Source organism: Pseudomonas sp. B22129 (genome assembly GCF_044218875.1).
In the GTDB taxonomy this organism is placed as follows: domain Bacteria; phylum Pseudomonadota; class Gammaproteobacteria; order Pseudomonadales; family Pseudomonadaceae; genus Aquipseudomonas.
On sequence record NZ_CP162592.1, the window covers coordinates 6,409,004 to 6,429,973 of the forward strand.

19 protein-coding genes are annotated in these 20,970 nt (G+C 61.2%); 9 read left to right on the forward strand and 10 right to left on the reverse strand.

The window, feature by feature from the left end; translation table 11 throughout:
* Positions 1 to 410: 410 nt before the first annotated feature.
* Positions 411 to 1,487, reverse strand: coding sequence for an S-methyl-5-thioribose-1-phosphate isomerase (gene mtnA, locus AB4P94_RS29155; RefSeq protein ID WP_395608536.1), 1,077 nt, complete (start codon positions 1,485 to 1,487; stop codon positions 411 to 413).
* A gap of 109 nt (positions 1,488 to 1,596) precedes the next feature.
* Here mtnA and AB4P94_RS29160 point away from each other — a divergent pair, with 109 nt between their 5' ends.
* The 4 genes from AB4P94_RS29160 (at position 1,597) to AB4P94_RS29175 (ending at position 5,295) form a co-directional block, all read left to right on the forward strand.
* Positions 1,597 to 2,928: a TRZ/ATZ family hydrolase gene (locus AB4P94_RS29160; RefSeq protein ID WP_395608537.1), complete on the forward strand. Its 1,332-nt coding sequence runs from the start codon at positions 1,597 to 1,599 to the stop codon at positions 2,926 to 2,928.
* Positions 2,929 to 2,992: 64 nt separating this feature from the next.
* On the forward strand, positions 2,993 to 3,691 hold the full coding sequence (gene ubiG / locus AB4P94_RS29165; protein ID WP_003172645.1) for a bifunctional 2-polyprenyl-6-hydroxyphenol methylase/3-demethylubiquinol 3-O-methyltransferase UbiG: 699 nt from the start codon (positions 2,993 to 2,995) through the stop codon (positions 3,689 to 3,691).
* Positions 3,692 to 3,695: 4 nt separating this feature from the next.
* Positions 3,696 to 4,367, forward strand: a complete 672-nt coding sequence (gene mupP, locus AB4P94_RS29170; protein ID WP_395608538.1) for an N-acetylmuramic acid 6-phosphate phosphatase MupP — start codon at positions 3,696 to 3,698, stop codon at positions 4,365 to 4,367.
* 187 nt (positions 4,368 to 4,554) lie between these two features.
* The gene (locus tag AB4P94_RS29175) at positions 4,555 to 5,295 is read left to right on the forward strand and encodes a YciK family oxidoreductase (RefSeq protein WP_395608539.1); all 741 of its coding nucleotides are present in this window, start codon (positions 4,555 to 4,557) and stop codon (positions 5,293 to 5,295) included.
* Positions 5,296 to 5,425: 130 nt separating this feature from the next.
* Here AB4P94_RS29175 and AB4P94_RS29180 read toward each other — a convergent pair whose 3' ends face one another.
* The 6 genes from AB4P94_RS29180 to AB4P94_RS29205 are packed head-to-tail and all read right to left on the reverse strand — an operon-like array spanning position 5,426 to position 11,586.
* Positions 5,426 to 6,940 (reverse strand): ABC transporter substrate-binding protein, encoded by a 1,515-nt coding sequence (locus AB4P94_RS29180; RefSeq protein ID WP_395608540.1) that lies wholly within the window; start codon positions 6,938 to 6,940, stop codon positions 5,426 to 5,428.
* A 32-nt stretch (positions 6,941 to 6,972) separates the two neighbouring features.
* Positions 6,973 to 7,944: an ABC transporter ATP-binding protein gene (locus AB4P94_RS29185; protein ID WP_395608541.1), complete on the reverse strand. Its 972-nt coding sequence runs from the start codon at positions 7,942 to 7,944 to the stop codon at positions 6,973 to 6,975.
* Positions 7,941 to 8,897 carry an ABC transporter ATP-binding protein gene (locus AB4P94_RS29190; RefSeq protein ID WP_395608542.1) on the reverse strand — a complete coding sequence of 319 codons (957 nt, stop codon included), beginning with the start codon at positions 8,895 to 8,897 and terminating at the stop codon, positions 7,941 to 7,943. Before AB4P94_RS29190 ends, AB4P94_RS29185 begins: the two co-directional genes overlap by 4 nt.
* Complete coding sequence (locus tag AB4P94_RS29195; protein WP_395608543.1) at positions 8,894 to 9,751, reverse strand: ABC transporter permease; 858 nt, start codon at positions 9,749 to 9,751, stop codon at positions 8,894 to 8,896. Before AB4P94_RS29195 ends, AB4P94_RS29190 begins: the two co-directional genes overlap by 4 nt.
* Positions 9,748 to 10,695, reverse strand: coding sequence for an ABC transporter permease (locus AB4P94_RS29200; protein ID WP_395608544.1), 948 nt, complete (start codon positions 10,693 to 10,695; stop codon positions 9,748 to 9,750). Before AB4P94_RS29200 ends, AB4P94_RS29195 begins: the two co-directional genes overlap by 4 nt.
* 3 nt (positions 10,696 to 10,698) lie before the next feature.
* On the reverse strand, positions 10,699 to 11,586 hold the full coding sequence (locus AB4P94_RS29205; RefSeq protein WP_395608545.1) for a proline iminopeptidase-family hydrolase: 888 nt from the start codon (positions 11,584 to 11,586) through the stop codon (positions 10,699 to 10,701).
* Positions 11,587 to 11,768: 182 nt separating this feature from the next.
* Between AB4P94_RS29205 and AB4P94_RS29210 the strand changes: the two genes are divergently transcribed.
* Positions 11,769 to 12,533 carry a LuxR family transcriptional regulator gene (locus AB4P94_RS29210; protein WP_395608546.1) on the forward strand — a complete coding sequence of 255 codons (765 nt, stop codon included), beginning with the start codon at positions 11,769 to 11,771 and terminating at the stop codon, positions 12,531 to 12,533.
* Between the two features lie 94 nt (positions 12,534 to 12,627).
* Positions 12,628 to 13,560, forward strand: a complete 933-nt coding sequence (locus tag AB4P94_RS29215; protein ID WP_395608547.1) for a proline iminopeptidase-family hydrolase — start codon at positions 12,628 to 12,630, stop codon at positions 13,558 to 13,560.
* Positions 13,561 to 13,659: 99 nt separating this feature from the next.
* On the opposite strand, the gene AB4P94_RS29220 is transcribed toward AB4P94_RS29215, so the two are convergent.
* Positions 13,660 to 15,162 carry a nucleobase:cation symporter-2 family protein gene (locus AB4P94_RS29220; protein ID WP_395608548.1) on the reverse strand — a complete coding sequence of 501 codons (1,503 nt, stop codon included), beginning with the start codon at positions 15,160 to 15,162 and terminating at the stop codon, positions 13,660 to 13,662.
* A 174-nt stretch (positions 15,163 to 15,336) separates the two neighbouring features.
* Here AB4P94_RS29220 and AB4P94_RS29225 point away from each other — a divergent pair, with 174 nt between their 5' ends.
* Together AB4P94_RS29225 and AB4P94_RS29230 are read left to right on the forward strand one after the other, a co-directional pair.
* Positions 15,337 to 16,284, forward strand: a complete 948-nt coding sequence (locus AB4P94_RS29225; RefSeq protein ID WP_395608549.1) for a LysR family transcriptional regulator — start codon at positions 15,337 to 15,339, stop codon at positions 16,282 to 16,284.
* A gap of 143 nt (positions 16,285 to 16,427) precedes the next feature.
* Positions 16,428 to 17,261, forward strand: a complete 834-nt coding sequence (locus AB4P94_RS29230) for a nucleoside-binding protein (protein ID WP_395608550.1) — start codon at positions 16,428 to 16,430, stop codon at positions 17,259 to 17,261.
* A 146-nt stretch (positions 17,262 to 17,407) separates the two neighbouring features.
* On the opposite strand, the gene punC is transcribed toward AB4P94_RS29230, so the two are convergent.
* Entirely contained in the window at positions 17,408 to 18,592 is a 1,185-nt protein-coding gene (gene punC / locus AB4P94_RS29235) for a purine nucleoside transporter PunC (RefSeq protein WP_395608551.1), read from the reverse strand.
* Between the two features lie 122 nt (positions 18,593 to 18,714).
* On the opposite strand from punC, the gene punR reads away from it, so the two are divergent.
* Positions 18,715 to 19,629: a DNA-binding transcriptional activator PunR gene (gene punR, locus AB4P94_RS29240; RefSeq protein WP_395608552.1), complete on the forward strand. Its 915-nt coding sequence runs from the start codon at positions 18,715 to 18,717 to the stop codon at positions 19,627 to 19,629.
* A gap of 120 nt (positions 19,630 to 19,749) precedes the next feature.
* Here punR and AB4P94_RS29245 read toward each other — a convergent pair whose 3' ends face one another.
* Positions 19,750 to 20,919: an aspartate aminotransferase family protein gene (locus tag AB4P94_RS29245; protein WP_395608553.1), complete on the reverse strand. Its 1,170-nt coding sequence runs from the start codon at positions 20,917 to 20,919 to the stop codon at positions 19,750 to 19,752.
* Between the last annotated feature and the right edge of the window lie 51 nt (positions 20,920 to 20,970).

Here is a 20,970-nt window from a genome sequence, read left to right on the forward strand (position 1 = left end):
CCTTTTTCGGGTGAAACCTCGTCACATCCTATGGGACGAACGAAGCTCGCCGTTGCCGACAAAGTGCCTGACAACGACTTACGACAAATCAACGAGTTATGACACGGATCTGCACGTTTAAGGCAACCCCTCGGGGCAACCCTGGAAACCGCCGGATGTTATCACAATCGCCGCCACGCACCTATCCCCCTGATGCGCATGGAGGCTAGTAATTTGACGGATGACAGGCTTGAAGGGGACGAGAGAGGCTCAGAGCTGGGTCGGTGCCGTTTTTTGAGGGTGGATCCAAGGGTTTTATTGACTTAAAAGACCAATCGCGAGCAAGCCCGCTCCCACATTTGATTTGTGAACACATTCAAAATGTGGGAGCGGGCTTGCTCGCGAAGGCGATCCCACAGACACCGAAGCTTTTAATGCAGGCGCTTACGGCACATCAACTTGGCCAATTTGGCCGTATCCGGCCGCTCGACGATGCCCTTTTCAGTCACGATCACATCAATCAAGTCCGCCGGCGTCACATCAAACACCGGGTTATAGGCTTGAACATCCGCGGCAAACCGCTGACCAGCCACCTCCAACAACTCCCCCGAATCACGCTCTTCCAGCGCCACGTCATCGCCAGTGGCCATCATCAGATCCAGCGTCGAACTCGGCGCCACCACCATAAAGCGCACACCATGATGCATGGCGCACACCGCCAACTGATAGGTGCCGATCTTGCTGATCACATCACCGTTGGCGGCAATGCAGTCGGCGCCGACGATCACCCAGGTCACGCCTTTGGTCTTGAGAATATGTGCACCCGCAGAATCGGCATTCACCGTCACCGGAATGCCCTCGCCCGCCAATTCCCAGGCGGTCAGCCGCGAACCTTGCAGCCACGGGCGGGTTTCATTGGCGTAGACCTGCTCAATCATGCCTTCCAGGTAGGCCGCGCGAATCACCCCAAGGGCCGTCCCCACGCCGCCCGTCGCCAGCGCACCGGCATTGCCGTGGGTCAGGATCGCCTGGGCATTGCCCTGATGCTTGCGGATCAGCTCCACACCCAACTGCGCCATAGTCAGATTGGCCTCGCGGTCACTTTCATGGATCGCAATGGCTTCGGCTTCGAGCACCGCGAGCGGGTCGGCGTGCTTCTTGACGCGGTCCAGACGGTCGCGCATGCGCTTCAAGGCCCAGAACAGATTGGACGCCGTGGGGCGGCTATCGGCCAGCAGTGCGTAGTCTTCTTCCCACGCGGCCTGCCAGTCACCGCCCTCGGCGATACGTTCACGGGCGGCGAGCACCAAGCCATAAGCCGCACTGATGCCGATGGCCGGCGCGCCACGCACGACCATCGCACGAATCGCCGCCCCCACTTCCTCCGCCGTGGTGCAGGCCACCCAGCTTTCCCGGGACGGCAAGGCACGCTGATCGAGCAGGTACAGCGCGCCATCACGCCAGTCGATGGCCTTCACTTTCTCTGCAGCCAACAGTCGGTCGCGCATCCCTTACCCCGCAATCATGAACAAAAGCCGCCGATTATAGCGATCCGCCAACGGGGACGCTCGGGTATACTTCGCCCTTCTTTTATAGCTGCCCGGGAAGAAGCCTGCGATGACCTCCACTGCCGCCCCGCTCGACTTGCTGCTGCTGCCCACCTGGCTGGTACCTGTCGAACCTGCCGGTGTGGTGCTCAAAGACCACGGTTTGGGCATCCGCGACGGGCGCATCGCCTTTATCGGGCCACGGGCGGCGGCCCTGAAGCTGGCGGCCAGCGAAGTGCGCGAACTGCCCGGCATGCTGCTCAGCCCCGGCCTGATCAACGCCCACGGCCATGCAGCCATGACCCTGTTTCGCGGCCTGGCCGACGATTTGCCGCTGATGACCTGGCTCGAAAAGCACATCTGGCCCGCCGAAGCCAAATGGGTCGATGAAGCCTTTGTGCGCGACGGCACCGATCTGGCCATCGCCGAGCAGCTCAAAGGTGGGATCACCTGTTTCTCCGACATGTATTTCTACCCCAAGGTCGCCAGTGACTGCGTGCACAACAGCGGCATGCGCGCGCAGATTGCGTTGCCGATCCTCGACTTCCCGATTCCCGGCGCCGCCAGCGCCGACGAGGCGATCCGCCAGGGCGTCGAGCTGTTCGGCGACCTCAAGCACCACCCGCGCATCAAGATCACCTTCGGCCCCCACGCGCCCTACACCGTCTGCGATGAAAACCTGGAGAAAATCCGCATCATCGCCGAAGAGCTGGACGCATCGATCCATATGCACGTGCACGAAACCGCCTTCGAGGTGCAGCAAGCCGTCGAGCAGACCGGCGAGCGCCCGCTGGCACGCCTGGGCCGCCTCGGCCTGCTGGGCCCGCGCTTCCAGGCCGTTCACATGACCCAAATCAGCGAAGAGGACCTGGCTTTGCTGGTAGAAAGCAACACCAGCGTCATTCATTGCCCGGAATCGAACCTGAAACTGGCCAGCGGCTTTTGCCCGGTAGAGCGTCTGTGGCAGGCTGGCGTCAATGTGGCCATCGGCACCGATGGCGCCGCCAGCAACAATGACCTCGACCTGTTGGGTGAAACCCGTACTGCCGCCATGCTGGCCAAGGCCGTTGCCGGCTCGGCCACGGCCCTGGACGCCCACCGCGCCTTGCGCATGGCGACGCTCAACGGCGCACGCGCCATGGGCCTGGAAAGCGAGATTGGCTCGCTGGAAGTCGGCAAGGCGGCCGATGTCGTTGCCTTTGATCTGTCGGGGCTCGCGCAACAACCGATCTACGATCCGGTCTCACAGCTTATATATGCCACCGGGCGCGATTGCGTGAAACACCTTTGGGTCGCCGGCAAGCAGTTGCTCGACGACCGGCAACTGACCCGCATGGATGAACAGCAGTTGATCGCCACGGCCATTGCCTGGGGCAAACGCATCAGCGGGCACACCGAATAACGACGGCCTTGAACCTGTGCGTTCAGAGCTGACACACCGATTTATCAGATTTAGAGGATTCACCATGAGCAACGTCGACCACGCCGAGATCGCCAAATTCGAAGCCCTGGCCCATCGCTGGTGGGACCGCGAGAGCGAGTTCAAGCCGCTGCACGACATCAACCCGCTGCGCGTCAACTGGATTGACGAACGCGTCAACCTGGCCGGCAAAAAGGTGCTGGACGTCGGCTGCGGCGGCGGCATCCTCAGCGAAGCCATGGCCCAGCGCGGCGCTACCGTGATGGGTATCGACATGGGCGAAGCGCCACTGGCCGTGGCCCAGCTGCACCAGCTGGAATCCGGCGTGAGCGTTGAATACCGCCAGATCACCGCCGAAGCCCTGGCCGAAGAAATGCCCGAGCAGTTCGACGTGGTCACCTGCCTGGAGATGCTCGAACACGTACCGGACCCGTCCTCGGTGATCCGCGCCTGCTTCCGCATGGTCAAGCCAGGTGGCCAGGTGTTCTTCTCCACCATCAACCGCAACCCCAAGGCTTACCTGTTCGCGATCATCGGCGCCGAATACATCATGAAGCTGCTGCCGCGCGGCACCCATGACTTCAAGAAATTCATCCGCCCGTCCGAGCTGGGTGCGTGGAGCCGCCAGGCCGGCCTGACCGTCAAGGACATCATCGGCCTGACCTACAACCCGCTGACCAAGCACTACAAGCTGGCCAGCGACGTTGACGTCAACTACATGATCCAGACCCTGCGCGAGGAGTAAGCCTGTGAAGTTGCGAGCAGTTCTCTTCGATATGGATGGCACCCTGCTGGACACCGCGCCGGACTTTATCGCCATCTGCCAGGCCATGCGCAGCGACCGGGGCCTTGAGCCGATCAACCCGCAGCACATCCGCGATGAAATTTCCGGTGGTGCGCGGGCGATGGTCGCCGTGACCTTCTCGATGGACCCGGAATCTCCAGGCTTTGAAGAATTGCGCCAGGAATTCCTGGAGCGCTACCTCAAGGGCTGCGCGATCCACAGCCAGTTGTTCGACGGGATGGCCGAGTTGCTGGCGGACATCGAGAAGTCCAACCTGGTGTGGGGTGTGGTTACCAACAAGCCGCTGCGCTTTGCCGAACCGATCATGCGGCAACTGGGCCTGGCCGAGCGCTCGGCACTGCTGATCTGCCCGGACCACGTGAAAAACAGCAAGCCGGACCCGGAGCCGTTGATCCTGGCGTGCAAGATGCTCGACCTCGACCCGGCCAGCGTGCTGTTCGTGGGCGACGACCTGCGCGACATCGAGTCCGGCCGCGATGCCGGCACGCGCACTGCGGCGGTGACGTTTGGCTACATCCACCCCGACGACAACCCGCGTAACTGGGGCGCCGACGTGGTGGTGGACCACCCGCTGGAACTGCGCAAGGTGCTCGATAGCGCGCTGTGCAGTTGCTGATAAAACACTGAGCCTACAGGTCAATGAAGATCCAAATGTGGGAGCGGGCTTGCTCGCGAATGCGGTGTATCAGGACCAGATTTGCTGGCTGACACTCCGCATTCGCGAGCAAGCCCGCTCCCACAGGGGATCTTCACTGCTTTCAAGTCTGGTGTTTGCAACCTGTTGAATTCTGTCGAGGCTATTTATGTTTGATTACTCCGCACGCCCGGAACTGCTCAAAGGCCGTGTCATCCTGGTGACCGGCGCCGGTCGCGGGATCGGCGCAGCCGCCGCGAAAACCTACGCCGCCCACGGCGCGACCGTGCTGTTGCTGGGCAAGACCGAAGCCAACCTGGCGCAGGTGTATGACGAGATCGAGGCCGCCGGCCAGCCGCAACCGGTGGTGATCCCGTTCAACCTGGAGACTGCCCTGCCCCATCAATACGATGAGCTGGCCGCGATGATCGAAAAAGAATTCGGCCACCTCGATGGCCTGCTGCACAACGCCTCAATCATCGGCCCGCGCACGCCGCTCGAGCAGTTGTCCGGTGAGAATTTCATGCGGGTGATGCACGTGAACGTCAACGCGATGTTCATGCTGACCAACACCTTGCTGCCGCTGCTCAAGCTGTCCCAGGATGCGTCGGTGGTGTTTACCTCCAGCAGCGTAGGGCGCAAGGGCCGGGCTTATTGGGGCGCTTATGGCGTGTCGAAGTTTGCAACCGAGGGCTTGATGCAGACGCTGGCTGACGAACTTGAGGATGTGGCGTCGGTGCGTTCCAACAGCATCAACCCAGGCGGCACGCGTACCAGCATGCGGGCCCAGGCGTATCCAGGGGAAAACCCGATGGAAAGGCCGGCGCCGGAGGAGATCATGCCGGTGTACCTGTACCTGATGGGGCCGGACAGTGCGGGCATCAATGGCCAGGCCTTCGACGCGCAGTAATCTGACACAACAGCAAACCAAATGTGGGAGCGGGCTTGCTCGCGAAGGCGGTGGATCAGTCAATACATCTGTTGACTGACACTCCGTCTTCGCGAGCAAGCCCGCTCCCACATTTGTTTAGCAGTGGCCGTTAGTTTTTCACCACTTCCTCAAGGGTGAACCGCCCCAACGGGTTTTGCAGGAAGTTGCTCACGTTCTTGCGTGAGATGTTGATGTACGGGCTGTAGTACAGGTCAATCCAGTTCACGTCCTGTTTCGCCAGTTTCTGCAACTCCACATACATCTGCTCACGCTTGACCGGGTCGGCCTCGATTCGCGCAGCGGCTACCAGTTCCTTGACCTTGTCATTCTTGTAACGGGTCATGTAGTTCTGGTTGGTGTCGTGGCCCAGCACGAAGGTAGTTTTCTGGTCCGGATCAAGAATGTCGTTGGTCCAGTACATCACCGAAATATCGTACTCACCGTCCACCAGCATCTGCCAGCTTTGGGTCGGGTCGACTTTCTGCAGGTTGGCGGTCACGCCGACCTTGGCCAACTGGTCCTTGATGATCACCGCAATCTGCTCGTCGGCTTCGTTGCCGGCGTTGACCACGTAGTTGAGCTTCAAGTCCTTGGCGCCCGCCTCTTCCAGTAGCTTCCTGGCGGCAGTCGGGTCATACGGGCGTTGCAGGTTGTTGGCGTAGTGGTACAGCGAACCTTTCGGAATGTAGGAATAGGCCACAGTGCCCTGACCGTAAGTGGCGGTCTTGACTAGCGATTGTTTATCGATGGCCATGTCCAGCGCTTCACGTACTTCTTTTTTGGCCAGCAGCCCGTGGGCGTGGTTGATCAGCAGATGATCTTCACGGGTGGACGGGTCGGCGTGAATGACTACGTTCTTGTCTTTCTTCAGCTCTTCAACCCGGGAAAACGGTACGAAGATCGCCGTGTCGAGCTCGTTGTTCTGCACCATGCGCATGCGCGTGTTGTCGTCGGTCACCGAGACCCACTCCACGCCGTCCAGGCTGACGTTTTTGGCCTGCCAGAAATTCGGGTTCTTCTTGAGAATCACCCGGTCACCCTTGCGCCATTCCTCCACGGTGAACGCGCCGGAGGTCACCGGGTTTTCCGAATAGGCGTCTTCGCCCATCTTGGTCATGGCCTTTTCCGACAGGATCGACACCGTCGGCGACGCCAGTTGCGAGAGGAAGGCTACAGCCGGGGTTTTCAGGGTGACCACCAGGGTTCTCGGGTCCGACGCCTTGGCCGTACTGATCAAGTTAAACGGGTCGGCCCACAAGGAGGCTTTGTTGTCGCGGATGCGCAGCAAGCTGAACGCGGCATCGTCGGCCGTGATCACCGAACCGTCCGAGAACTTCGCGTCACGCAGTTTGAAGGTGTAGGTCAGGCCGTCCTTGGAGATGTCCCAACTTTCCGCCAGGCCCGGTTCCATTTTTGTGCCCAGGTTATCCACGCGCACCAGGGTGTCGTAGACGTTGGCGAACACCCAAGTGTCGCGGTTTTGCGCGCTTTTGATCGGGTCGAACGTGGTGCTGTCTTCACGGCAACCGATGGTCAGGACACCAGCGGCCTGTGCCAGCCCGGCGGTCAGCGACCACGCGGTAAGCGTGGCGGCGGCGAGTAGCTTCAAGTGGCGCGATTGCATATCACAACTCCTTGTTAATGAATGGCAGAGGGTTAGAGCAACGGTTCTTCAAGCACGCAACTGTATCGATGCTCGTGCAGAAAATGGGTAGGCGGCAACACCACGGAACACATCGTCCGGGCATGCCGGCAACGCGGGTGAAAGGCGCAACCTGTGGGCAAATTCAGCGGGCTGGGTGGCTCACCGGGCAAAGGTTCTGCCGGCAAAGGCCGATGCGGATCAATTTCGGGAATCGCCTCGATCAACGCCGCCGTATACGGATGGCGCGGCGAAGTGAACACCGCCTCCACCGGCCCTTCCTCAACAATCTTGCCCAGGTACATCACCGCCACGCGGTCGCACAGGCGGCGCACAATGGCCAGGTCATGGGCGATAAACAGGATCGCCAGGTTCATGCGCTGTTGCAGTTCCAGCAGCAGGTTGATGATCTGGCCCTGGATCGATACATCCAGCGCCGCCACGCACTCGTCGGCGATGATCAGGCGCGGCTCCACCGCCAAAGCCCGGGCGATGCCGACGCGCTGGCACTGGCCGCCGCTGAGTAAACCCGGTTTGCGACTCGCCAGCTCGGGGCGCAGGCCCACCAGGTCGAGCAGCTCGTTCACGCGCGCAGGGATCTGCGCAGCCGCGACCTTGCGCTGCACCCGCAACACTTCGGCAATGGTTTCACCAATGGTGTGGCGCGGGTTCAGCGCGGCGTAAGGGTCTTGAAAGATCATCGCGGTTTCATGGCGCAGCCGGGCGATGTCGATGGGGCTGCCGTGGGCCATGTCGATGCCGTCGAACAACACCTGCCCGGCGCTGATCGGGTTGAGGTGCAAAATCGCCCGGCCCAGTGTGCTCTTGCCGCTGCCGGACTCGCCGACCAGCCCAAGGGTTTCGCCTGCCGCCAGGTTCAGCGACACCCCGTTCACCGCCCTCACCCACTGCTTGTTCAGGCCGAGGAAGCCCGTACCGGAAGCGGCAAAGCGCACCTCAAGGTCCTTGATCTGCAACAGGCTCATGAACGGGCTCCCAGCGGATAGTGACAGGCCACGCGCACGCCCTCGGGCAGCAACTCGGTGCACAAGGCGCCCACCTGCGGGCAGCGCGGGTTGAAGCGGCAACCGGCGGGCAATGCGTCCAGCAACGGCGGCTGGCCGGGGATGGTGCGTAGCAAGGCGTGGCCGCTGCTGCGGGCCGGTTGGCAGTCGATCAACCCGGCGGTGTACGGATGCTGCGGATGGGCCAGCAGGTCGTCCTTGCTGCCGTGTTCACACAGGCGCCCGGCATACATCACCGCAATCGAATCACAGGTCTGCGCTACCACGCCGAGGTCATGGGTAATCATGATGATCGACAAACCGCGCCTATCGCGCAGGTCCAGCAGCAGCCGCAGGATTTGCGCCTGCACCGTCACATCCAACGCCGTGGTCGGCTCGTCGGCGATCAACACGTTCGGGTTGCAGCCCAAGGCAACTGCGATCATCGCGCGCTGGCGCATGCCACCGGAAAACTCGTGGGGGTAGTTGTCGACCCGCGCTTGCGGGTCGGGAATGCCGACCTGGCGCAGCACATCGATCGCTTGCAGGCGTGCGTCTTTTTTCGACGCACCTTGATGCAAACGAATGCCCTCGGCGATCTGGTCACCGATGCGCATCAGAGGGTCGAGATGGCTGCTGGGGTTCTGGAAGATCATGCCCAGTTGCCCGCCTCGGACCTCGCGCATGCCAGCGTCGTCCAGCGTCAACAGCCCTTTACCGGCCAGGCACACCGAACCACCCTGCACACGCAGGCTGGGCGACGGCAACAAGCGCATCAGCCCGCGACAGGCCAGGGTCTTGCCCGAACCGCTTTCGCCGACCAGCCCGAGAATTTCCCCCTCGGCAAGGTCGAAAGACACGCGATCAACCAACGTCACATCGCGCCCGGCGTTGTTGGCGATCACGCTGAGATCACGCACTTGCAGCAGGCTCATGAGCGATCCCCCAGCACTTGCGCCACACCGTCGGCGAGCAGGCTGAAGCCCATGGCCAGGGTCACGATGGCCAGGCCCGGAAACGTGCAGATCCACCACGCGGTCGTGATAAACGCCTGCCCTTCGGCGACCATCGTGCCCCACTCGGCGGTCGGCGGTTGCACGCCCAGGCCCAGGTAACTCACGGCCGCGCCATTGAGCAGCACCAGCACTGCATCAGACATGGAAAACACAATCGAGCCGAACATCGCATTCGGCAACAAATGCCGGAACAGAATGCGCCCGTGGCCAAAGCCCAGGCTCTTGGCGGCCAGGGCAAACTCGCTTTCCTTGAGCACCAGGATTTGCGAGCGGATCAGCCGCGCATACGACACCCAGCCCACCAGCGCCATGGCGATGTAAAAACTCTTCAAGCCCGGCCCGAGGATCGCCATGATCGCCAGCATCAGCACCAGGAACGGGAAGGCCAGAATCACGTCGATCACGCGCATGCAGAAGCTGTCGAAACGCCCGCCGATATAACCGGAGATCGCGCCCACGAAGGTGCCGATCATGAACGGAAAGATTACGCCGATGATCGCCAGTTGCAGGTCGATGCGCGCGCCCCAGATCACCCTCGACAGAATGTCTCGTCCGTAATTGTCGGTGCCAAAGGGGTGGGCCAGGCTGGGCGCCAACAAGCTGAAATCAGTGTTCTGCGCAATCGGATCATAGGGCGCAACCCACGGCGCGAACAGCGCCAGGGCCAACCAGGTGAACAGGATCAGCAAGCCCCATGCGGCGGTCAGCCGGCCGTTGCGAAAGCCAAAGCGCAGGCGCAAACGCCAAGGGGCAATCAGTGGGCGGCCGCTCATTGCATCTTCACCCGCGGGTCGAGGGCAACCGTTGCCACGTCAGCCAGGAAGTTGACCACCACCGTCGCGCAGGCCAGCACCATCGCCACGCCCTGCACCACCATGTAGTCGCGCGTGAAAATCCCGCGCACCAGCAATTGGCCGATGCCGGGAATGGCAAACAGGCTTTCAATCACCACCGTGCCACTGATCAGCCAGCCGATATTCACCGCCAGCAGGTTGACGGCCGGCACCAGGGAATTGGGCAGCACATGGCGACGGAACACGGCGGCTTCCGACAACCCGCGCGCCCGGGCGGCGGTGACGTGGTCGGCCTGCAACTCCATCAACATGCTCGCGCGCAAATTGCGCACCAACACCGCCGACAGCGCCAGTGCGATGGTCAGGCACGGCAAGACCATGTGGTGGGCCTTGTCGAGAAAGGTGCGCCCGTAACCGGACACCGGAAACAAGCCCCACTGCACACTCAGCAATAAAATCAGCATCAAGCCCAGCCAGAACGCGGGCATGCCCAACCCCACCGTGGTGAACACGCGGATCAGGTTATCCGCCCAGCCGCCTTTATTGCGCGCCGCCACCGTCGCCAACGGCACCGCGATCAACAGCGCCAACACCACGCTGCCAAGCACCAAGACGAGCGTCGGCTCGATGCGGGTGACGATCAGTTTCAAGGCATCGACTTTATAGAGCAGTGACTGGCCGAGGTCGCCCTTGAGCAGGTTTTTCAGGAAGTAGAAATATTGCAGCCACAGCGGCTGATCAAGGCCGTACTGCGCGCGGATTTTCAGCAAGGCGTCCGGCGTGCTGCGCGAGCCCAGCAGCGCGCGAGCCGGGTCGCCGGGAATCGAGCGCACCAGCACAAAGGTGATCAGGCTGATGCCAAACAATACCGGCAGCAATTGCAGCGGCCGGGACAGCACAAAACGATACCGCGACAGGTTCATCCGTCAGCCCCGGTGGCGCGCGAGGAAGTCCAGCAGCACCGGGAAGTACGCCTGAGGCTCTTCGTAAAACGGCATGTGGCTGCTGTTGGGGAACACGTGCAATTCGGCGTGCCGCGCGGCCAGTTTCATGCGGTGGGCGCAGGCCGGCGTGAGTTCGTCGTGCTGGCCGGTGGTGATCAGAATCGGCATCTTGAAACCGGCCATTTCGGGAATGCGGTTCCAGTCCTTGAGGTTGCCGATGTAGAGAAACTCGTTGGGGCCTTGCATCGTCTCGTAAGGGCCCATGTTCCAATCGCCGAGAGAACGTTTGACCGGTGCCGGCCACTCGTCCAGGCGGCACACGTGGCGGTAATTGAGCAAGGTGATGGCGGCCTGGTATTGCGGGTGATCCAGGGTGCCCATGGCTTCATGGCGCTGCATCATTGCCACGGTCTCGCTGCCGAGCGCGCCGCGCAGGCGTTCGAGTTCTTGAGAGAGGTGCGGAATGTCGCCGACGGTGTTTTCCAGGATCAGGCTTTTCAGCGCATCGGGGTAATGGATGGCGTATTCAATGCCGAGCCAGCCGCCCCAGGAATGCCCCAGCAAATGCACGCGGCCAAGGTTCAGCGCCTGGCGAACGGTTTCGACTTCTTCGACATAACGGCGGATTTCCCACAGAGAAACGTCAGTGGGTCTGGCTGATGCGCCGGTGCCAAGCTGGTCGAATGCAACCACTCGCAGGTTATGGTCCTGGAGCCAGCCATGGGCGTCACGCAAGTAGTCACACGGCAGGCCCGGGCCGCCGTTGAGGCACAGCAGCACCTCATCGCCTTCGCCAAAGCTGTAGACCACGATGTTGTGGCCGTCGACACTCACGTTGTGTTGCTGGTCGGGGGCAATTTCACGCCACATGCATACATTCCTTGTGTTGTATCGGCCTGGCAGGCAGCGGCCGTTTATCAGGCCACACTACCGAGGATGCCGTGCGTCCATAACCTAGTATTTCTTATAGGTTTGGCCTGGCAGTCCTTCGCCGGGGCGTGGCATTCTACTTGCCGCAAGTCGAGATTCAAATGAATTCGGGAGCAGAACGGATGCTGGCCAGGCTAGCTGCCTTCAATAGTCGACTCATGCCGGGCAGGAGCCTGGATGAGCAGATGGACAACACCTTCATCCTCGCCCAGCAGTTGGGTTTCGACGCGCTGGTGTATGACTACACCCCGGTGCCACTGGACCATGACGGCGCCCTGATCACCCCCTCGGTGCTGGAGTTGCGCAACACGCCCACCGACTGGCACGCCTTGTGGTGCAGCGAAGGGTTTTACCAGATCGACCCGGTGCAGCATCTGGCCCTGAGCACGGTGTCGCCGTTCGTGTGGTCGTACGAGGCAAAGGCCGATACCGCGCTGCAAAAGATCATCGACCCTTGCCATGCGCCGGTCTCTTCTTATCTGCATGAGCGCCAACTGACGTGCGGCGTCAGCGTGCCGATTCATCTGCCCCGGGGCGGCTTCGCCTCGCTGACCGGTTTGCGCACCGGCAAGGCCCACACGGTATTGAAGGACGCGCAGCAGACGCTCGCCGATTTCAGCCTGATCACCCATGCCTTGCAGGAAGCGGCCTACCCGCTGTTCAGCAAAGAGCTACGCACCTACCCGCATATTCACCTGACCAAACGCGAGCGCGAGTGCCTGAAATGGGCCGCCGACGGCCTGACCGCCGCCGAAATCGCCACGCAATTGAGCCGTTCGCTGGCAGTGGTCACCCTGCACCTCGCATCGGCGATGCACAAACTCGGCGCCAAGAACCGGGTACAGGCGGTCGTGCGCGCCACCCATTACCGCCTGCTGGAAGATTGACCGCTCGGTAAAACCTAGCTGTTTTGCTAGTTACCTAAAACGTGCGCGACGACTATCGTGTCTCTGATCCTTTTTTTTCAGAGCAGGGTACGAAATGGAGTTCATTGAAAACATCCGCGAAGGTTTTGCAACCTTTGGCGCCTACCAGACCTGGTACCGCGTCACCGGCGACCTGGCCAGCGGCCACACTCCGCTGGTGATCATCCACGGCGGGCCCGGCTGCACCCATGACTACGTCGATGCCTTCAAAGACGTCGCCGCCAGCGGCCATGCGGTGGTTCACTACGACCAACTGGGCAACGGCCGCTCGACTCATCTGCCGGATAAAGACCCGTCTTTCTGGACGGTCAGCCTGTTTCTCGAAGAGCTGAACAACCTGTTGGACCACCTGCAAATCAGCGACAACTACGCGATTCTCGGGCAATCCTGGGGCGGCATGCTCGGCAGCGAGCACGCGATTTTGCAACCCAAGGGCCTGCGCGCGTTCATCCCCGCCAACTCACCCACTTGCATGCGCACCTGGGTCAGCGAAGCCAACCGCCTGCGTAAATTGTTGCCCGAAGGTGTGCATGAAACCCTGCTCAAGTACGAAGAAACCGGCGACTACCAAAACCCCGAATACCTCGCCGCCTCGCGGATTTTCTACGATCAGCACGTGTGCCGGGTCAACCCATGGCCGGAAGAAGTGGCGCGCACCTTTGCCGCCGTGGACGCCGACCCGACGGTGTACCACGCCATGAGCGGCCCGACGGAATTCCACGTCATTGGGAGTTTGAAAGACTGGAACGTAATTGGCCGCCTGGCAGCCATCAACGTGCCGACGCTGGTGATTTCCGGCCGCCACGACGAAGCCACGCCGCTGGTGGTCAAGCCGTTCCTGGATGAGATTGCCGATGTGAGATGGGCGCTGTTTGAAGACTCCAGCCACATGCCCCATGTGGAAGAGCGTCAGGCGTGCATGGGCACCGTGGTGAAGTTTCTGGATGAGGCGTGCTCCATACCTCATAAAACACTCAAGGCTGGCTGAGTTCTCAATGTGGGAGCGGGCTTGCTCGCGAAGGCGGCGTGTCAGCTACAAATGTGTTGACTGACACACTGCATTCGCGAGCAAGCCCGCTCCCACATTTCAGACCTCAGTGGTTTCAGTCTTTGGGGTTTTCCTGGGCACCTCAGCCACCAACGGAATCTCTTTTCCTTCGGCATCAAACAACTTGCCGCCGCGGAAATAATCCCCGTCGCGCAACGCCGCCACATCGTGGAAGCACAGGCTGCGCTCGGTCCCCGCCACAAACACCGACTGCTGGTCCGAATTACCGGCTGTGAAATGGTTGAACGCCAGGTTCAGCAGGATCGCCATGATCGCCGACGAACTGATCCCCGAGTGGAAAATGGTCGCAAACCAGGTCGGAAAGTGATCATAAAAATTGGGCGCGGCGATGGGAATCATGCCAAAACTGATCGAAGTAGCCACGATGATCAGGTTCATGTTGTTGCGATAATCCACCTTGGACAGCGTGCGAATACCGCTCGCCGCCACGGTGCCGAACAACACAATCCCGGCCCCGCCCAACACGGAAGTCGGCACCGCTGCGATCACCCGCCCCATGAACGGCAACAAGCCGAGCACCACCAGGAATACGCCGCCGGTCGCCACCACAAAACGGCTCTTAACCCCAGTTACCGCCACCAGGCCAACGTTCTGGGCGAACGCACTTTGGGTGAACGAGCCGAAGATCGGCGCGAACATACTCGACAGCATGTCAGCGCGCAGGCCATTGCCCAGGCGCTTTGAGTCGACCTTGGTGTCGATGATCTCGCCCACCGCCAGGATGTCCGCCGAGGTTTCCACCAGCGTCACCATGACCACGATGCACATGGAAATGATCGCCGCCACATGGAAGGTGGGCATGCCGAAATGGAATGGCGTGGGGAAACCGAACATGGGGCCTTGGGCCACACCGGAGAAGTCGGCCATGCCCAGGAATACCGCGATCACGGTGCCGATCACCATCGCCAGCAGGATCGACAGGCGTGAAATGGTCGCGCTGCCGATCTTGCTCAGCAGCAGCACCAGCACCAGGGTCAGCGCCGCCAAACCGATATTCGACATGCTGCCAAAATCCGCCGCACGGCTGTTGCCGCCCATGGCCCAGCGCGCCGCAACAGGCATCAGCGTCAAGCCGATGGTAGTGATCACGATACCGGTGACCAACGGCGGGAAGAATTTGGTGATCCGCGAGAACACCGGCGTGATCAACAAACCGATGAAGGACGCGGCCATCACCGCGCCGAGTATCGCTGGCACCCCGCCGGCGCCGTCACTGCCGACAATCGCCACCATGGTTGCCACGCCGGCAAACGACACACCCTGCACCAGCGGCAACTGGCAGCCGAAAAACGGCAGGCCGAGGGTTTGCAACAGGGTCGCCAGGCCACCGGCAAACAGCGAAGCGGCGATCAACAGGCCGATGTCCGCCGGCGACAACCCGGCCGCCTGGCCGACGATCAAGGGTACCGCGACGATGCCGCCGTACATGGTGAGCACATGCTGCAGGCCGTAAGCCATGTTGGCTGCGACGCCGAGATTCTCATCTTCTGGCCGCTGCGGTGACGCCTTCGGGATAGTCATGGTGAGGGGGTTCTCTGTTTTTGTTGTGCAGCCACTGTATGCAAAGGAAAGCCGGGATGTCCATAGAGTTGTATACAATCAATTTCACAATAACTGCGACAGCGGCGTTACAAAAAACCATTCAGCCGCCCTGCCCCGTGGCTTGAACCCCTACGCAAAAGGACCTGAAAAAAAATGCTCAACCGCAAGCTGCGCATTCACGCTCCGGCCATCTACTACTTCGACATGGTCCGGCGCTGCCACTCGATCCGCGAAGCTGCGCGGCGCCTGAACGTGGCGTCGTCCGCGGTGAACCGGCAAATCCTCAAGCTGGAAGACGAACTGGGCGCGACGCTGTTCGACCGACTCCCCGGTGGCCTGCGGGTGACGGCGGCAGGCGAGATCCTCACGCGCCACATCACGCTGTTGTTGCAGGATGTGGAGCGGGTGCGCGGCGAACTGGATGGCCTGCACGGCGTACACACCGGCCATGTGGAAATCGCCACGGTGGAAGGTGCCGCCGTCGAGTTGCTTCCCGCCGCACTCAAGCGCATGCGCCAGCGTTATCCGAAGGTGACGATAGGCGTCACGGTGCAGGGTTCGCAGTCGATTCCTGGCGCGGTGATCAATGGCCAGGCGGATTTGGGGCTGGCGTTTGCCTTGCCGCGCAGCAGCGAAATCAGCCAGTTGTGCGTCGGCCATTTCCGTTTGGGTGCGCTGATGTCGCCAGAGCATCCGTTGGCCGGCGAGGCCCGCGTCAGCTACGGGCAGTGTTGCGAACACGGGGTGATTCAGGCCAAGAGCGAGCTGTCGGTGCATCACCTGATTGCGCCGCTGCACAAACGCGCGGTGGCCCACAAGCCGCTGTTGCAGAGCAATTCCATGGAACTGGCGCGTCAGCTGGCACGCCAGCAATTGGGCATCGCCTTCCAGACGCGCATCGGCATCGAGGCGGACCTGGCGCGGGGCGAATTGCTGCACATCCCGTTGAGTGACCAGGGCGGGATTTTCAGTGACCTTGGCGTTTACGCTCGCAAAGACCGCGAACTGCCCGTGGCAGTGCAGGCCCTTACCCACCTGCTGGGTGAAGAAATCGCCCTGCGTGAGCGGGAGGAAATGCCCGCAACGCCACGTATTTCCTGACTCATAAGACAAGCGCCGCGCTGCCGATTCGGCATCGGCCCAGGCGAGATTCTGTTCTTTGGTGCGCGCAAGGCTTGTGCTGATACTGCGCCCGGCGACCCCTGCAAGGTCGCCATGAGCCAAACGCCAAAGGAATTAAAACAATGAAAAAGGCACTGCACGGCGCAACTGTATTTCTGTCACTGCTGGGCGGCGGGGAGGCCGTTGCGGTGGAATGGATGAACAACAGCGCAGGATTCCGTTACGGCCAGCACTTCACCAACCCGAACAACCCCGACGACTTCAGCAAGCGCATCTACAGCTTCACCCACGCCAGCGGTTATCAATACGGCAGCAATTACCTGAACCTCGACGTGTTCCTGTCCGACAGCAGTGACCCGCGCAAGGGCACCGACCATGGCGGCAGCGAGGTCTATGCCGTGTACCGGCACCAACTGTACGCCTCACGGGTATTTGATGTGCCGCTCGGCACCGGTCTGATCAAGGATTACGCGTTGACCCTGGGGTTTGATGCCAACCGCAACAACAACGTCGCCTCGGCAAAAAAGCGCGCACTGGTGATCGGCCCAACGTTGAAGTTCAACACCGTCGGCGTGCTGGACCTGAGCCTGATGTACTACAAGGAAAAGAACCACACCGGTATCCCCGGCGCACAGGAGTCGAACCACACCTTCGACGACACCTACATGGTGAACCTGACCTGGATGCGCCCGTTCGAGATCGCCAACCACGCGGCAAAATTCCAGGGGTTTATCAATTACGTCGGGGAGAAAGGCGAGGACTACCATGGCCGCGACACTGCGCCGGAAGCGTTGATGCGTACCGCGTTGATGGTGGCGGTGCGGCCGGGTAAAAGCGTGAAGCCGAACCTGTATCTGGGGGTGGGTTACGAGTACTGGCACAACAAGTTTGGTGTGGATGGCGGCAGGGGTACCCGGACTTCCACACCCACGGTGAATATGGAAATTACCTTCTAGGGCATACCGTTTGAACCCTGAAGAAACCGACTGCAAATGTGGGAGCGGGCTTGCTCGCGAATGCGGCGGAACAGTCAGCACTTTGGGTGCTGATAGACCGCATTCGCGAGCAAGCCCGCTCCCACATTTTTTACCCTATTGTCAGCTCAGGCCCTTGCCAGCTCGGAAGGATCAGCCTTTGGCCGCGCCAGCCAATAACCCAACACCGCCAGCGGCGCCGTTGCGAGCATCACAATCACGGTGATCAGCAGCGGCTGCTCGATCATCGACGACACCAACAGGCTGGCAAGAAAACACAGGCCCAATTGCAGGGTGTTTTGCAGCGCTGCCGCCTTGCCGGAGTTTTCTGCAAAAGGCATCAGCGCATTCGCCACCACGATGGGGTAACTGGCGCCGTTCACCAGGGCCATCAGGCAGAACGGAATCAGCAAGGTCGTCAGGGTCGGCACCGTCAACGTGGCGACGAGGTACAACGCCAGCATGCTGATGCAATAGGCCACCAGCAACCACGGCAGCAGGGTTTTGCCCGGGCAGTGCTGCAACGCGCTGCGGCAGCTGTAACCACCGATCAAAAAGGCCAGCGTCGGCAGTACATAACTCAGGCCGATATCATTCGGGCTGTAGCCCATATCGCCAAGAATGAACGGCGAAGCGGTCAGCCAGGCGAAGAAACTCGCGGAGCACGCCGCGAAGATCATCACATTGCCGGTGAACACGCGGGAGCCCAGCAACTGGCCATAACCCAGGCGTGCGGGTTCACCTTCTGTCGTCAGGCGTTTCGGCACGGAGCGCAGGAACAATGTCGGTAACAGCAACAGCAGCGACACACCGAGCAACACGCCGAAGATCGCCTGCCAGCCAAAGTGATTCAACACCATCGCGCCCAACAGCGGCGCCAGGGCCGGCGACAGCGACATCAGCGGCATGATGCTGGCGAACACGCGGTGCGCCTTGTCGGCCGGGTAACGGTCGATCACCAGCGCCTGCCAACTCACGGCGGCGGAACACACGCCAATCGCCTGCATAAAGCGTAGCGCCAGCAGTTGCGGTGCGGTCTCGACCCAGAACATGCCCAGGCAGCCCAACACGAACAGGCCCAGGCCTGCGAGCAACACCGGTTTACGCCCCAGCCGGTCAGACAACGGCCCCCACAACAACTGCCCCACGGCAAACCCGGCGAGGAAGATACTCAAGCTGGCGCCCACCGCGCCCGCGCCGATCTGCAACTGCTCGCCCATGGCGCCGAACGCCGGCAAGTACATGTCCATGGCCAGATAACCGAGCATGCTCAGCCCCGCCAGGTACCCAGTGAAACCAAAAGAATTTTTCATTGAAGCCTTGTAAAAACTGCCATCAAACTATTTGCTGACTGGCGCCCATTATGAAGCTGACAGTTTTGCTGTGAAGCGATAATAATTGGACACTCATATCAAATATTTTGAAGGCAACAGCCATGTGGTCCGAATACTCCCTGGATGTCGTGGATGCCGTCGCGCGTCACGGCAGCTTCAGCGCCGCCGCGCAGGAACTGCACCGCGTGCCCTCGGCCATCAGCTACACGGTGCGTCAAATTGAAGAGTGGCTGGCTGTTCCCCTCTTTGTGCGCAGGCATCGCGATGTCGAACTGACCCCTGCCGGCCGGCTCTTTATAGAAGAAGCCCGTGGCGTGATGAAAAAAATGCTCGGCACCCGGCGCTTGTGCCAGCAGGTGGCCAATGGCTGGAGCGGCCAGCTCAAGGTCGCGGTGGACTCCATCGTCAAACCCCAGCGCTGCCGCCAGTTGGTGCTGGATTTTTATCGGCAGTTTCCCGAAGTGGAGTTGTTGCTGGAGTACGAGGTCTACAACGGCGTGTGGGATGCGCTGGCCGACGAGCGCACCGACATCGTGATCGGGGCCACCAGCGCGGTGCCGGTGGCCAGCCGCTTCACGTTTCGCGACATGGGTTTGTTGAACTGGCTGTGTGTGGTCAGCGCGAAACATCCGCTGGCGCGGGTTGAGGGTTTGCTGACAGACGATCAACTGCGCCCGTTCGCCTCCCTGTGCATGACCGACACGTCGCGCAACCTGCCCAAGCGCGACACCTGGACGCTGGATAACCAACGGCGGCTGGTGGTGCCCAACTGGGCATCGGCGATTGATTGTTTGCGCGACGGTTTGTGTGTGGGCATGGCGCCGGCGCATCAGGTGTTGCCGTGGATCGAGCGTGGCGAGTTGGTGGCATTGCAGTTGAGCCGGCCGTTTCCGGCGAGCCCGTCGTGTGTGGCGTGGGCGCAGGACAAGTTGTCCCCGGCCATGGCGTGGTTGTTGGAGTACCTGGGGGATACGGAAACGATGAACCAGGAATGGCTGAATGGAACGGATTTCTGAATCAAATGGAGATCCACTGTGGGAGCGGGCTTGCTCGCGAAAGCGGTGTACCAGCCAACTAATCTATTAACTGACACACCGCATTCGCGAGCAAGCCCGCTCCCACACTTTGATTGCATTTCAATCCAGTAAGCGGGTGATGGCGCGCACAATCATCTCGACCTCCTTGGCCACCAGCGTCAGCGGCGGCAGCAGCCGGATGATCTTGCCCCGGGTCACGTTGATCAGCAGCCCATGTTCCCTGGCCGCGCGTTCGGCCAGGTCGCGATACGGGCTGGCCAGTTCAATGCCGATCATCAAACCCTGGCCGCGAATCGCAACGACCTGCGGATGTTCGTCCAGCTCCATGTGCAGCCGCGCCAGCAACCGTGCGCCCTGTTGCTTGGCGTTCAGCAACAAACCCTGCTCTTCAATAATTTCCAGAACGGTGCAGCCCACACGGCAGGCCAGCGGGTTGCCACCGAAGGTACTGCCGTGGCTGCCCGGTGTGAACATTTGCGCGACTGCGGCGCGGGCCAGGCAGGCGCCAATGGGCACGCCGTTGCCAAGGCCTTTGGCCAGGGTCATCACGTCGGGCACGATGCCTTCATGCTGGAAGGCAAACCAGGCGCCGGTACGGCCGATGCCGGTCTGGATTTCATCGAGCATCATCAACCAGCCGTGGCGCGTGCAGTGTTCACGCAGCGCTTTCAGATAACCGGGCGGCGCAGGCAGCACGCCGCTTTCGCCCTGAATCGGCTCCAGCAAGACGGCGGCGATGCGCGGGCCGAACTGCTCGGTGATGGCCTGCAGCGCAGCCAAATCACCAAAGCGTACTTTGACGAAATCCCCGGGCAAGCGCTGAAAACCCAAGCGTACCGACGGTCCGTCACTCGCCGCCATGGTGCCGAGGGTGCGCCCATGAAAGGCGTTTTCCATCACCACCACCAAGGGCTCTTCGATGCCCTTTTTCCAGCCATGCAGCCGGGCGAGTTTCAGTGCGGTTTCGTTGGCTTCCGCACCGGAGTTATTGAAGAACGCACGGTCCAGGCCGGACAGCTGTGCCAAGCGCTGCGCCAACCGGTGTTGCCAATCAATGCTGTAAAGGTTGGAGGTGTGCAGCAGCAACCCCGCCTGCTCGCTGATGGCCGTTACCAGTTTGGGATGGGAGTGGCCGACATTGGTCACCGCCACACCGGCCACCGCGTCCAGGTATTCGCGGCCTTGCTGGTCCCACAGGCGCGTGCCCAGGCCGTGGGTAAAGCTCAGGGCCGAGGGTTGATAAGTGGTCATCAGGCAGGCGGCAGTCATGGCGGCAAACTCCAGTGCATCGTTGTGATGGGTGCAGTATCGTTAACCACC